Raw genomic sequence first — 14,293 nt, 5'->3', positions numbered from 1 at the left:
CTATTATGAAAACGCAATCAATTATTCCAAAAAAATCAGATTTAGGAATCTATGGGATTAAAAACTCAACAGTTAACTGGAATTTATCTCCGGAAGAACTGCAGAAGATAACCATAGAAAAAGGAATGGGTAAAGAGACAAAAAATGGAACTTTAGCTATTAACACGGGTACGTTTACAGGTAGGTCTCCACAAGATCGTTTTATTGTAAAAGATAAATATACAGCAGATAAAGTTTGGTGGGGCAAAACAAATAAACCAGTTTCTTCAGAGAACTTTGATAAATTAGAGCAAAATGTTTTATCTTATTTATCTAATAGAGAATTATATGTAAGAGATGGTTATGTTTGTGCAGACCCAACTTTTAGAACAGATATTAGAACAATCACAGAATACCCTTGGTCTAATTCGTTTGTTTACAATATGTTTTTAAGACTCACAGAAGATGAACATGTTGCTTTTGATGAAGATTGGTTAGTTTTATGTGCTCCAGGATATATTTGCGATGATCCTGAAGCATACGGAATTCGTCAAGGAAATTTCTCAATCATTAACTTTACAAAAAAAATAGCTTTAATTGGGGGTTCTGCGTATACAGGAGAAATAAAAAAAGGAATTTTTTCTGCTTTAAACTTAATTTTACCTGTTGAAAGAAATGTTTTACCAATGCATTGTTCTGCAAACGTTGGCGAAGATGGTGATACAGCCATTTTCTTCGGATTGTCTGGAACAGGAAAAACTACTTTATCTGCAGATCCTAAAAGAAAATTAATCGGTGATGATGAACATGGCTGGACAGCAGAAAACAATATTTTTAACTTTGAAGGTGGTTGTTATGCAAAAGTAATTGATTTATCAGAAGAAAAAGAACCCGATATTTTTAGAGCTATTAAACCAGGTGCTTTGTTAGAAAATATTGTTTTTGATAAAAATGGCGATGTTGATTATATGGATAGTTCGATTACACAAAACACGCGGGTAAGCTACCCAATATACCATATCGACAATATAAAGGAACCTTCATTTGCAGGAAACCCTAAAAATATTTTCTTTTTAACATGTGATGCTTTTGGTGTTTTGCCTCCTGTTTCTAAATTAACTCCAGGGCAAGCAGCGTATCACTTTATTTCTGGCTATACTGCAAAAGTTGCAGGTACTGAAGCTGGAATTACCGAGCCTGTTCCTTCTTTTTCAGCTTGTTTTGGCGAACCCTTTATGCCTTTACACCCAGCTAAATATGCAGAAATGTTAAGTAAAAAAATGACGGAAGCTGGTGTAAATGTTTGGTTGCTGAACACAGGTTGGTCTGGCGGACCTTATGGTGTTGGTTCTCGTATTAAATTAAAATATACAAGAGCAATGATTACCGAAATTTTAAAAGGTAGTTTAGATAATGTTGAATATGAACAACACCCAATTTTTGGCTTATATATGCCTAAATATTGCCCTAATGTTCCGATTGAAATGTTAGACCCAATGAATACTTGGTTACAAAAAGGTGCATATATAAGCAAAGCAATTCAATTGTCTCATTATTTCCATTTAAACTTTGAGAAATTTACAGCAGAAGCTTCTGAACAAATTATGGAAGGCGGCCCCTTAATTGATGAACATCATCATTTAGAACACTTGTAATTCTTTTTAGGCTAGATTTTTATGACTATTTAAAATCTAGCCTTTTTTGATTTTATTATTGATGTACATTTAGATAGAACTCAATGACACCAATAAATTAAAGTATTTTTTAATTCTTAGAGATTACAAAAAATGAGCACAATCTTCATTGCTGTATTTTTATAATAAATAAGCCTAAGACAAACGATTTATTACGGTATTATAGGATTTAAATAATTTGAAAAGGAGTTTTAAAAACAAGCCATAAATAAAGTAAAGCTTTAATTCTTTACTTTATTTATGGCTTGTTCAATATCTGCAATTAAATCTTCTGCTTCCTCAATACCCACAGAAAAACGAATTAATCCGTCTTTTATACCTCTTTCTAAACGCTCTACTTCACTTAATAAAGCATGTGTTGTTTGTGCAGGGCTTACTGTTGTGCTCTCTAAACCGGCTAAACTCATAGAAGGTTTTATCAATTGTAAATAGTTTTGAAATTGCATGGCATCAATTCCTTCTTGAAGTTCAAAAGAGAGCATGGCACCAAAACCTTTCATTTGTTTTTTAGCCAATTCATACTGCGGATTACTTTTTAATCCTGGATAATAAACGGTATCAATATTAGGGTTTTGTTCTAGATATTCCGCCATAATTTGAGCATTTTTTGTTTGCTCTTTTACCCGTAGATTTAATGTTTTTAAACTCCGCTCTAATAACCAAACGGTTTGATCGCTTAAATTACCACCTAAATTTATAGCCGTTTTCCAAATCAATGCAATATGCTCTTTAGAGGCGGCAATTGCACCTGCAGAAATATCAGAATGACCGCCCATATATTTGGTTGCAGAATGTATAATAATATCAATACCAAATTCAACAGGCATTTGATTAATAGGTGATGCAAACGTATTATCAATCATGGTTACAATATTATTTTCTTTTGCAATTTTAGCAATTGCTTTCATATCTGTAACTCCTAATAATGGGTTGGAAGGTGTTTCAATATAAATAATCTTTGTATTATCTTGAATCAAAGGTGTAAAATCATCTGCTGAATCGCTTTCTGTAAAAGAATATTCTATTCCGTATTTATCAAATTCTGTAACGATTAAATTATACGTGCCTCCATAAATTACTTGTTGAATAATTACGTGATCTCCTTTTTGCAAGAAAGCAAACATGGCTGACGAAATTGCTGCCATACCAGACGTAAAAATTAAGGCATCTTCGGTATGCTCTAATGCTGCAATTTTTTTACATAACATTTCTTGATTTGGCGTATTATAATAACGTGGATATCGTTTTACATCAACATTATCAAAAGCATAAGAAGTTGCCATATAAATTGGCGAAATTGCTCCTTTAAACTGCTCATCTTTTACTTCACCTGTATGAACACATGTTGTATTTATTCCTAGTTTTTTTGAATCTTTCATTAAAAAGTATTTAATTGCTAAATTAAGAAAACCTATTCTATCTTTCTATAAAAAATTAATATCTTCGTTTTATGATATCCATAGTAATTGTAGGTAAAGGAAATGTAGCCACTCATTTATACCATGCCTTTTTTAAGGTTGATGCGTTTATAGTTACTCAAATAAACTCTAGAACTTTAGAGAATATTCCTAAAGCAGACATTACTATTATTGCAGTTTCTGATGATGTTATTGCGGAAGTTTCATCTAAAATAAAAAATGACTTTGTGGTGCATACTTCAGGAAGTGTTGCCATGAATAGTTTGAAAAACAAGCAAAGAAAAGGTGTTTTTTATATGTTACAAACCTTTTCTAAAGACAAAATAGTAGATTTTTCTAAGGTTCCTTTTTGTTTAGAAGCTGAAAATAAACAAGATTATCAGCTACTGGAAAAACTAGCGAATTCTATTGGAAAAAAAATATACTCAATCAATTCAATGCAGCGAAAAAAACTGCATGTTGCTGCTGTTTTTGTGAATAATTTTACAAATCATCTTTATAAAATAGGAAATGATATTTGTAAAAAAAACAATATTTCTTTTGATATCTTAAAACCTTTAATTCAGGAAACTGCTTTAAAAATAGAGCAATTATCACCAGAAAAAGCACAAACTGGTCCGGCAATTAGAAATGATAAAAGAACAATAAAAAATCATTTAAATTTGTTGGATAAAAATCAACAGAAAATTTATAAAATCTTAACAAAATCTATCCAAAATGAAAATTAGCTATAAGCAACTTTTACCTAAAATTAATACATTTATTTTTGATGTTGATGGTGTTTTAACCAACGGCATGTTAACCATTATGCCAGATGGCGAATTGGTTAGACACATGAATGTAAAAGATGGTTATGCCATAAAAACGGCCTTAAATAGAGGATTTAGAATTTGTATTATTTCTGGCGGAACTAACAAAGCGGTAAAGAGTAGGTTAACTGCTTTAGGCATTCATGATATTTATTTGGGTGCACATGACAAGATTAAACAATATAGCGAGTTGGTCGATAAATACGATTTAAAACCAGAAAATGTAATCTATATGGGTGATGATATTCCTGATTCCCTAGTAATGCAAAAAGTTAGTTTGCCTTGTTGTCCAAATGATGCCGTTCCAGAAATTCAGAAAATTTCAAAATATATTTCTGATAAAAAGGGCGGCGAAGGCTGTGTTAGAGATATTATTGAGCAAGTATTAAGAGTTCAAGACAAATGGGAAAATTATTATGAAGCCGAAGTTTAATGCTTAAAATACGTTTTATTGTTGTTTTGTGCATACTTTTAAACGTTGATAATTTTAACGACAATTTATTTAGTAATTTTAAAAACAAAAAAATAAACCTTAATTTAAAACTAAATTTTATCATGATGAAAAAAATATTTTTACTGTTCGTAATTGTATCCATGTCCGTTTCTATAAATGCGCAAACTATTTTTGGAAAATGGCATTCTAAAAATGATACTACCGGAGAAGTTGATTCTGTCATTGAAGTTTACGAAAAAGAAGGTAAAGCATTTGCTAAAATTATAGAAATAAAAAATCCTGATAGAAAAACGGCAGTTTGTGATCTTTGTGAAGGAAAAAACAAAAATGCACCAATTTTAGGGCTAAACATTTTAACGGGTTTAGAAAAAGATGATAACGAATGGTCTGGAGGTGAAATTTTAGATCCTAGAAACGGAAAAATATATAAATGTTATATAGAATTGGTAAAACCTAACAAATTAAAATTGAGAGGTTATATCGGTGTAGCTTTATTCGGAAAAACGGCATACTGGGAAAGAGCTGAGTAATATTTTTTGAAATACTCATTTATCCCATTTTAGACATTATAAATCATTGTTGTCCGATAAAAGATAAAAAGACCGCTTTCGCTGTTAGCATCAAGAACAAAGACTTGATTTTAACTAACTGAAAAACAATTTTATTACGATTTTAAATTTTTCGATACATCATAAATTCTAAAGCGTTTTTAAAAGTAAGGTGTACTACTTTAAAAGCTCCTGAAAATCAATACTATCAATACTTTAAAACACTTTAGCTAATTTTAATCGGACAACACTAATTATAAATATAAATTGGTATTAAATATACAGAAGGATGATGAAGCATCTAAATTTCTAAAATTATTTTAAAAAAGAAGATATAAGAAATCATACAAATTAGAAATGGCATCGAATAAATGCAATGTGGTTAATTTCATTTTTTTTAACAGAGATGCATCAAGTCTGTTAATTCTTTTCTTCTAACATGGGTACAAAGGCAAAATTACCCAATTCTTTTTTATGAAATTCTTTGGCAGATTTCCTAGTAAATAAAGTCATAATTTGAGTTGAATCTCCAACAGGAATTAACAACATCCCTCCTATTTTTAATTGAGCTAATAATGGTTTTGGAACAAAAGGTGCTCCAGCAGTCACTATAATTTTATCAAAAGGTGCTTGTTCTGGCAGTCCTTTATAACCATCACCAAAAATAAACTTCTTAGGTTTATAACCTAATTTTGGTAAGAAAAGTGAGGTCTTTTTAAATAATTCATGCTGTCTTTCTATAGAATATACTTCCGCTTTTAATTCTAGTAGCACAGCTGTTTGGTATCCAGAGCCTGTGCCGATTTCTAAAACTTTATCACCCTTTTTAATTTCTAATACTTGAGACTGAAAAGCAACCGTATAAGGTTGTGAAATTGTCTGTTCTGCGGCAATAGGAAAAGCTTTATCTTGATAGGCATGAGACTCAAAACTAGAATCCATAAATAAATGGCGTGGAATTTTACGAATAGCATTTAATACATTTTCATCTGTTATCCCTTTTGCTTTTAAAACAATAGCTAACTGATTACGAAGTCCTTGATGTTTTGCAGTGTTTTTCAATGGTTGTTTAGTTTCAGAAGGCTAAAAATAGTAATAAATTGATATAAATTCTTATTAAATTGTATCTTTGTTTCCGTTCGATTTTAAATACAAAAATAACATTTCTATCTAAATAAATATCGAACTTATTTTAATAAGTAGAGTGCAAATCTTTGATGTAAAGAGCACCAAAATTTTATTTAAGATAGATAAAAAATAGATACATTTATGTTAAGAGTTGGGGTTTTAGGAGCAGGTCATTTAGGTAAAATTCATCTTCGTTTACTAGCGCAATCAAAAAAATATGAATTGATAGGGTTTTACGATCCTTCTTCGGAAAATGCCAACGAAGTTGTTAAAAATTTTGGCTACAAGTCTTTTAATTCTATTGATGAATTAATCGATGCTGTTGATGTTGTAGATATTGTAACACCTACGTTGTCTCATTTTGATTGTGCTAAAAATGCCATCGAAAAAGGGCGTCATATTTTTATTGAAAAGCCAATTACCAATACCGTTTTAGAAGCAGAAGCTATTAAAACACTAGCAAGTCAATATCATGTAAAAGGTCAAGTTGGTCATGTAGAGCGTTTTAACCCTGCTTTTATTGCTGTTAAAGATAAAATAAACAATCCTATGTTTATTGAAACTCATAGATTGGCTGAATTTAATCCAAGAGGAACAGATGTTCCAGTAGTTTTAGATTTAATGATCCATGACATAGATATCATACTTTCGGTTGTAAAATCTAAAGTAAAAAATGTACATGCTAGTGGTATATCTGTTATCTCAAAAACTCCAGATATTGCCAATGCTCGCATAGAATTTGAAAACGGCTGTGTGGCAAATTTAACGGCAAGCAGAATTTCCATGAAAAATATGCGTAAAACACGTTTTTTTCAAAAGGATGCCTATATTTCCGTGAATTTTTTAAGCAAAGAATCTGAGGTGGTGCGCATGAAGGATGTTCCTGAAAACCCAGATGAATTTGCTATGATTTTACAAAATGATGAAGGTGTTAAAAAACAAATCTATTTTGAAAATCCAGAAGTAACCAATAATAACGCTATTTTAGATGAATTAGAAACGTTTGCTGACGCCATTCATAACAATACAAAACCTATTGTTACTTTAGCCAATGGCGCAGAAGCTTTAAGAGTTGCGCAATGGGTAATCGATTGTTTTAAAACAGAAAAAGATTTTAATTTTTAGTTGATAGCTTAAAAGCTCTTGCAGTAGGGATTGCAATAGAAATCCCTTTTTAATTTTGATAAAATCTGTTTACCAATTATATTGCTAAAGATAATAAAAGACTTCTTTTGCGGTAACAACAAAAAAACTAAAAGAGAAAGCCCTTTAAAATGCCCCTAAAACATTCAAATTTAAAAAGATTAAATTCTTGAAATTTTTAGCTATAAATACTTAACTATTAAAAATATATTTATGAAAAACATCGCAGTAATTGGCGCCGGGACCATGGGAAATGGGATTGCCCACACATTTGCCCAATTTAATTACAAGGTTCATTTAATTGATATTTCTAAAGCAGCTTTAGAAAAAGGAATTGCAACCGTAACCAAAAACTTGGACAGAATGGTGGCAAAAGAAAAAATAACTGAAGCTGATAAAACGATTACTTTAAATAATATTACCACTTTTACTGCAATAAGTAAAGGTGTTAAAAATGTTGATATGGTGATTGAAGCAGCTACTGAAAATGCGGAATTAAAATCGAAAATTTTTAAAGAGTTAGATGAAATTTGCGATGAGAAAACCATTTTAGCGACCAATACATCCTCTATTTCGATTACTAAAATTGCTGCCGTAACAAAAAGACCTGATAAAGTAATTGGAATGCATTTTATGAATCCTGTGCCAATTATGAAATTGGTTGAGATTATTCGAGGCTATAATACCACTGATGAAGTGATGAACTTTACAGTTGAATTATCAAAAAAAATAGGCAAAATTCCTGTGGAGGTAAATGATTATCCAGGTTTTGTGGCAAACAGAATTTTAATGCCTATGATTAACGAATCTATTGAAACGTTATACAATGGTGTTGCCGGTGTTGCAGAAATTGATACTGTAATGAAATTAGGAATGGCACATCCAATGGGGCCCCTTCAGTTGGCAGATTTTATTGGTTTAGATGTTTGTTTATCAATTTTAAATGTGATGTACGATGGTTTTAAAAATCCTAAATATGCACCATGTCCGTTATTGGTAAATATGGTAATGGCCAGAAAATTAGGCGTAAAATCTGGCGAAGGTTTTTATGATTATTCTGAAAATAGAAAGGCTGAAAAAGTAGCGGCCATGTTTACAAAATTATAAATAGGAATAAAATAACCTACTCCTTTTATTTCATATTGTCTTTCATACTTTTTTCTTGAGATCACAAAGCGGAAATAGACACTAAAGAAGTTACAAACAATTGATTATGAAGATTGCGAGTACATTATTTATAAAGATAAAACTGCTGATACCATTCAAATGTTACATAAACAGCATTGTAAATTTTGTAAGCAAAGTCAACTTGATCAATCGCAATTATATAAATTCAGTTAACTAATTCATTTCAATCATGTTTCTGGGATTTAAAGCATTCTTGATCATTTCAAAAAGAATTTTCGAATTATAAACCCTATTATAACTTTTAAAAAGAATTTGACAACTGCGAAAAAAAATTAGAATGAATTTGAAAAAATAATTTAATAATTTGCATTTTAAAAGCCATATTAAGAGATAATGATAAAACGAATTTTATATGTATTACTAGGTTGTATTTCAGTTGTATCTTTTAGTCAAAATAAAAATAAATCAGTTTTAAAACCAATCAAAATAGGATTCTTTTATAATTATGGCGTGAATGAAAATTTTATTTTTGATGACCCAGATTACACATTATCAGTAAATACATATAAAGGTCAATTATTTTACAAACTAGGTAAAATTAAAAATATTAATTTTGAGCTTATGGTACAACCCCAAGTTCAGTTTTTAACGCACCAACTTATAAATGAATTTTATGTTACACCCGATCAAGAAAATTTTCAGGAAAAAATAACTGAATTTACAAAAGCAAAAACTATGAATTTGTATGGTTTAGAATTTGGCCTTGCATCAAAAATAAAATTAACTAAAAAATTAGATTTACAAGGAACTATTAGTCTAGGCTTCTGTTACATTCATACAAGAACAGAGCGTTTAGCAAAGGGGTTTACGTTTATTGAAAATTTTTCAATCGGATTTTCTCATCAAATTTATAAAAAAATGTTTCTTTATATTGGTAGTAACTTTGGGCATGTTTCTAATTTAAATTTTCAGAAACCCAATGATGGATATAATATTTTAGGCGTGGAAGTTGGCTACTCTTATCTGCTATTTTAGTAAAAACATATACTAGAATCAAAAGGAATCAAAAGGAGCTTTTCGAAAAAATTCGAAAAGCTCCTTGTACATTAGAATTATAATGAATTCTCTTGCCTATCTACCTAACCAAGAATTTAACATCCAAATAGTTTTTTCCTGTTCTGCAATAAAGTCACTCATCATAGAATTTGTACCCTCATCATTTGCTTCATCTGATATTTTTAATATATCTCTTTCTATTTTTAATAATTCGGATAAAGAATTTACAACTAATTCAACAGCTTCAATATCATTAGAAATACCTTTGCCTACAAGTACCGAAGAATTATTTATATAATCTAAAAATGTATGCAGAGGCTTGCCTTGTAAGGTTAAAATTCGTTCTGCGATATCATCAATTTTAACTTGTGAATCTGTATAAAATTCTTCAAATTTAACGTGTAATTCAAAGAAATTTTTACCTTTGATGTTCCAGTGTAATCCTCTTAAATTCTGATAATATATTTGAAAATTAGCTAATAACCCATTTAATTTATCAACTAAAATTAGATTTTCTTGTTGGTTTAATCCTAAAATTGTTTTGTTCATGATTCTATTTTTTATTTACCTCAAATTTAAAGTAAAATAATGAAGATAAACTATAATTAATATTGATACTTTTAATATCTTTATCAAAATTTCCTATCAAAATGACAATCACTCAATTAAAATATGTACTTTCTGTAGCCGAATACCAAAACTTTACGGTAGCTGCAGATCATAGTTTTGTAACGCAGCCAACATTGAGCATGCAAATTCAAAAATTAGAAGACGAACTCGATATTAAAATATTTAATCGATCTAAAAAGCCTATTGAACTCACGGAAATAGGAAAAAAAATAGTAGAACAAGCTAAAGTAATTGTTGATGAAAGTAATCGAATTTTAGATATTGTACATCAACAAAAAGGATTTATTGGAGGCGAATTTAGATTGGGAATTATCCCAACAATTATGCCGACTTTATTGCCCATGTTTTTGCATAATTTTACAAAAAAATATTCAAAAGTAAAATTAATTATTGAAGAATTAACAACAGAAGAAATTGTTAAAAAATTGACAGATGGTCATATAGATGCTGCCATCGCTGCAACTCCTTTAGAAAATGAATCTATTAGAGAAAGACCTTTATATTATGAACCTTTCGTAGGTTTGGTGCCTGAAAACCATCGACTTTTTAAAAACAAACACATTTCTGCGGATGAATTAGAAATGGAGGATATTTTATTGTTAGAAGATGGCCATTGTTTTAAAGACAGCGTTATTAATTTATGCAGAACTCATAAAATTGATAATAAAAAAGGTTTTCAATTAGAAAGTGGAAGTTTCGATACACTTATAAAACTTTCTAAAGAAGGTTTAGGAATGACGCTACTGCCCTACCTACATACTTTAGATTTAAATGAAAAAGATAAAAAACATTTGCGTGAGTTTCACAACCCACCGCCTGCAAGAGAAGTGAGTTTAATTTATCATAAATCGCAATTAAAAATGCAATTAATTGAAGCTTTAAAGAAAACAATTGATGGTGTTATTAGAGGTGCCATTTCTTTTTCTGATGTCAAAATTATTAGTCCTATTAAGAAATAATACCCATTCTGTTTTGAAATTACTGTAAAATAAATGCAGAATTAGTATCACATAGCGACCATTACCTTATTTTAATAACCAGATAAAAAAATCCTTTTAGTTTAAAACTAAAAGGATTTTTATAAAGTAACATCTCAATTATTTTAAGAATACATTTTATTTCTTAACTCCTTTATTTTCGGGTCTTCTAAATATTCATCAAAAGTTGTATACCTATCGATAACCCCTTTAGGTGTTAATTCTATAATTCTATTTGCCACTGTCTGAGCAAATTCATGATCATGTGTAGATAATAAAACCGTTCCTTTAAAATTTATCAAAGAATTATTTAAAGCTTGTATGGATTCTAAATCTAAATGATTTGTAGGCTCATCTAATAACAAAATATTAGCTCTTTTCATCATCATTCTAGAAAGCATACAACGCACTTTTTCTCCCCCAGATAAAACATTACTTTTCTTTAAAGCTTCTTCTCCAGAAAAAATCATCTTCCCTAAAAACCCCCTCAAGAAAACTTCTTCTCGTTCCTCTTCTGTTTGTGCATACTGTCTTAACCAATCTACTAAATTTAAATTTCCATCTTTAAAATAAGACGAATTATCTAAAGGTAAATACGATTGAGTTGTGGTAACACCCCAAGAAAATTTACCAGAATCTGCTTTTTCATTACCCGTTATAATTTGATAAAATGCATTTACAGCCCTAGAATCTCTTGAAATTACCGCAATTTTATCTCCTTTATTTAAATTGATGTGAATATCTTGAAATAATTTTTCTCCTTCTAATTCTTTGCTCAAACCTTCTATATTCAAAATCTGATCTCCTGCCTCTCTATCACGATCAAAAATAATAGCAGGGTAACGTCTGCTAGAAGGTTTAATATCCTCAACATTTAACTTTTCAATCATTTTTTTACGAGAAGTTGCTTGTTTAGACTTGGCAACGTTTGCAGAAAAACGACGAATAAAATCCTCTAGTTCTTTCTTTTTATCTTCTGCTTTTTTGTTCTGCTGTGCTCTTTGTTTTGATGCTAATTGACTAGATTCATACCAAAAAGTATAATTACCAGAATAATGATTTATTTTACCATAATCAATATCAGAAATGTGTGTACAAACTGAATCTAAAAAGTGTCTGTCATGTGATACTACAATGACCGTATTATCAAAATTTGCCAAGAAGTTTTCTAACCAATTAATTGTTTCAAAATCTAAATCGTTGGTAGGCTCATCCATAATTAAAACATCAGGATTTCCAAAAAGTGCTTGTGCAATTAAAACACGTACCTTTTGTTTACCATCTAAATCTTTCATTAATGTATAATGCAACTCTTCTTTAATACCTAAATTAGAGAGCATTGCTGCGGCATTAGAATCTGCATTCCAACCATCCATTTCTTCAAAAACAATTTGAAGTTCTCCAATTTTTTCTGCATTTGCATCCGTATAATCAGCGTATAAAGCATCTATCTCTTTTTTAATAGAAAACAACTCTTTATTCCCCATTACAACAGTCTCTAAAACAGGAAAATCATCAAATTCGTTATGATCTTGAGAGAGCACAGACATTCTTTTTCCTTTTTCTAAATGAACTTGCCCAGAGGTAGGATCCATTTTTCCTGAAATAATTTTCAAAAAAGTAGATTTTCCTGCCCCATTTGCTCCAATAATTCCATAGCAATTTCCTTGTTGAAATTTGGTATTTACTTCATCGAATAAAATACGTTTGCCAAATTGTACCGATAAATTAGAAACTGATAACATAATAATATTTTAAATTTGTGCAAAAGTAGTAAATTGATTTTTCTTTATGAGTCAGTTTTTGAACACATTTATTTAAAATTGCATCAAATACGCTCGTCTGATGGGTTTTATTTTTAACAGCGTATTAACAACTGCTAGAACATTGAATAACTAAATTTGTATACAGCCTATAGAACCCAATTCGTATGACAAAAAAAATAATTACTTTTTCAGGAATTCTTTTTTTATTAGCATTAATTAGCTGTAATACAGCTAATAAAGATACCATAACATATTTTGGAGGTAAAATTATTAATCCAAATTCTAGCCACGTTGTTCTGTATTCTATGGATAAGGTTATTGATACTTTTGCGCTAGATTCTAATAATAAATTTATTGGTAAAATTAAAAATGCTGATGAAGGAGTCTATTATTTTATGCATGGAAATGAAAATCAACATATTTATTTAGAGCCAGAGGATAGTTTAATGCTGCGACTTAATACTTGGGATTTTGATGAATCTTTAGTTTTTGCTGGGAAGGGAGCTGAAAGAAATAATATTTTAGTGGATTGCTTTTTAGAAAATGAAAAAGAAAGAAAAATCTTTTACCAATTCAATAGATTAGAACCTGCGATATTTAAAAGTAAAGTAGACTCCTTATTAGCTGTTAAATTAGAAACTTATAAAAAATATGTGTTAAATCACCCAGATGAAACTAAAGGTTTTCAAGATATTCTTAAAATTTCATTAACCTATCCAACGTTTTCAAGACTAGAAAAATATCCTATGATGTATGCCAAATATTCTGAAAATGGCAATTTCCCAAAGATGGATGCTTCTTTTTACGAGTATAGAAATAACATACAAATTAATAAAGATACTTTAATGTATTACCCTCCGTTTTCTCAATATATTAGAAATTATTTATATAATGAGACCTACGCTTTGGGGCATGCACCGATGAAAAGTGAATATTCTTCTAAATTTACGTTAGATCTATTGAAAATTATTGATCATAAAATAACCTCAGAAAATACTAAAAACGCCTTTTTAAGACAAACAGTTATAGGTCATTTCTTTAATAAATCTAGCTGTAACGCTAATTATAAAGCTTTTGATAGCTTTTTTAAATTATCAACAAATGATAAAGACAAAAAGCTTGTTAAAAATTTAATGCAAGATACGAAAGCTGTTATCATCCATACAAATTTACCAGATTTTAAGATTATTGATTACACAAATACGCATCATTCGATTTCAAAAGTTATTAAAGATCAAAGTACTTTATTATTTTTCTGGAGTCCAAAATTTGTATCGGAAAGTTATATCGTTTCCAGATTTAAGTACCTTTCTAATAGATATCCTAATATTAAATTTATTGAAATCAAAATCGATGGAGATAAAAATGATAGAATTAAAAATTTAGATATTAAAAATCAATTTTATCTTGACGAGAAAAGTGATGCGCACAATTTTTTAACAAGTAAAATGCCTCGTTCTATTTTAATTGATAAAAAAGGAAATGTCATAAACGGATTTGCTTCTATTTCATCTTATAATTTAACTCCTTTTCTTAACGAACTGAACAAAAACTAACGAATTC

General features: G+C 29.6%; 13 protein-coding genes. 9 read left to right on the top strand and 4 right to left on the bottom strand.

Annotated features, from left to right (window positions below; all coding sequences use genetic code 11):
• The first annotated feature begins 5 nt into the window (after nucleotides 1-5).
• Complete coding sequence (gene pckA, locus K8354_RS05550) at nucleotides 6-1,634, top strand: phosphoenolpyruvate carboxykinase (ATP) (RefSeq protein WP_223446124.1); 1,629 nt, start codon at nucleotides 6-8, stop codon at nucleotides 1,632-1,634.
• A 260-nt stretch (nucleotides 1,635-1,894) separates the two neighbouring features.
• Here the strand turns inward: pckA and K8354_RS05545 are convergent, their stop codons facing one another.
• Entirely contained in the window at nucleotides 1,895-3,052 is a 1,158-nt protein-coding gene (locus K8354_RS05545) for a trans-sulfuration enzyme family protein (protein WP_223446122.1), read from the bottom strand.
• 71 nt (nucleotides 3,053-3,123) lie between these two features.
• Between K8354_RS05545 and K8354_RS05540 the strand changes: the two genes are divergently transcribed.
• The 3 genes from K8354_RS05540 to K8354_RS05530 all read left to right on the top strand — a co-directional run bounded on the left by K8354_RS05540 (nucleotide 3,124) and on the right by K8354_RS05530 (nucleotide 4,884).
• Nucleotides 3,124-3,819, top strand: a complete 696-nt coding sequence (locus K8354_RS05540; protein ID WP_223446120.1) for a Rossmann-like and DUF2520 domain-containing protein — start codon at nucleotides 3,124-3,126, stop codon at nucleotides 3,817-3,819.
• A complete protein-coding gene (locus tag K8354_RS05535; protein ID WP_223446118.1) occupies nucleotides 3,809-4,333 on the top strand; it encodes a KdsC family phosphatase in 525 nt (174 codons plus the stop codon). The genes K8354_RS05540 and K8354_RS05535 overlap by 11 nt, the downstream gene beginning before the upstream one ends.
• Before the next feature lie 122 nt (nucleotides 4,334-4,455).
• Nucleotides 4,456-4,884: a DUF2147 domain-containing protein gene (locus K8354_RS05530; protein WP_223446116.1), complete on the top strand. Its 429-nt coding sequence runs from the start codon at nucleotides 4,456-4,458 to the stop codon at nucleotides 4,882-4,884.
• Between the two features lie 438 nt (nucleotides 4,885-5,322).
• Here K8354_RS05530 and K8354_RS05525 read toward each other — a convergent pair whose 3' ends face one another.
• A complete protein-coding gene (locus K8354_RS05525; protein WP_223446114.1) occupies nucleotides 5,323-5,964 on the bottom strand; it encodes a protein-L-isoaspartate(D-aspartate) O-methyltransferase in 642 nt (213 codons plus the stop codon).
• Between the two features lie 207 nt (nucleotides 5,965-6,171).
• Between K8354_RS05525 and K8354_RS05520 the strand changes: the two genes are divergently transcribed.
• The 3 genes from K8354_RS05520 to K8354_RS05510 all read left to right on the top strand — a co-directional run bounded on the left by K8354_RS05520 (nucleotide 6,172) and on the right by K8354_RS05510 (nucleotide 9,336).
• A complete protein-coding gene (locus tag K8354_RS05520; protein WP_223446112.1) occupies nucleotides 6,172-7,155 on the top strand; it encodes a Gfo/Idh/MocA family protein in 984 nt (327 codons plus the stop codon).
• A gap of 231 nt (nucleotides 7,156-7,386) precedes the next feature.
• A complete protein-coding gene (locus K8354_RS05515; RefSeq protein WP_223446110.1) occupies nucleotides 7,387-8,280 on the top strand; it encodes a 3-hydroxybutyryl-CoA dehydrogenase in 894 nt (297 codons plus the stop codon).
• A 414-nt stretch (nucleotides 8,281-8,694) separates the two neighbouring features.
• Nucleotides 8,695-9,336, top strand: coding sequence for an acyloxyacyl hydrolase (locus K8354_RS05510; RefSeq protein ID WP_223446108.1), 642 nt, complete (start codon nucleotides 8,695-8,697; stop codon nucleotides 9,334-9,336).
• A gap of 96 nt (nucleotides 9,337-9,432) precedes the next feature.
• On the opposite strand, the gene K8354_RS05505 is transcribed toward K8354_RS05510, so the two are convergent.
• Complete coding sequence (locus K8354_RS05505) at nucleotides 9,433-9,906, bottom strand: Dps family protein (protein ID WP_223446106.1); 474 nt, start codon at nucleotides 9,904-9,906, stop codon at nucleotides 9,433-9,435.
• A 101-nt stretch (nucleotides 9,907-10,007) separates the two neighbouring features.
• Here K8354_RS05505 and K8354_RS05500 point away from each other — a divergent pair, with 101 nt between their 5' ends.
• Entirely contained in the window at nucleotides 10,008-10,946 is a 939-nt protein-coding gene (locus K8354_RS05500) for a hydrogen peroxide-inducible genes activator (RefSeq protein ID WP_223446104.1), read from the top strand.
• A 143-nt stretch (nucleotides 10,947-11,089) separates the two neighbouring features.
• On the opposite strand, the gene K8354_RS05495 is transcribed toward K8354_RS05500, so the two are convergent.
• Nucleotides 11,090-12,709, bottom strand: a complete 1,620-nt coding sequence (locus K8354_RS05495) for an ABC-F family ATP-binding cassette domain-containing protein (protein ID WP_223446102.1) — start codon at nucleotides 12,707-12,709, stop codon at nucleotides 11,090-11,092.
• 185 nt (nucleotides 12,710-12,894) lie between these two features.
• Between K8354_RS05495 and K8354_RS05490 the strand changes: the two genes are divergently transcribed.
• Entirely contained in the window at nucleotides 12,895-14,286 is a 1,392-nt protein-coding gene (locus K8354_RS05490; RefSeq protein ID WP_223446100.1) for a TlpA family protein disulfide reductase, read from the top strand.
• The last annotated feature ends 7 nt before the right edge of the window (nucleotides 14,287-14,293 follow it).

This window comes from Polaribacter litorisediminis, assembly GCF_019968605.1.
In the GTDB taxonomy this organism is placed as follows: Bacteria; Bacteroidota; Bacteroidia; order Flavobacteriales; family Flavobacteriaceae; genus Polaribacter; species Polaribacter litorisediminis.
This window is presented reverse-complemented; position numbering and strand designations above follow the sequence as displayed.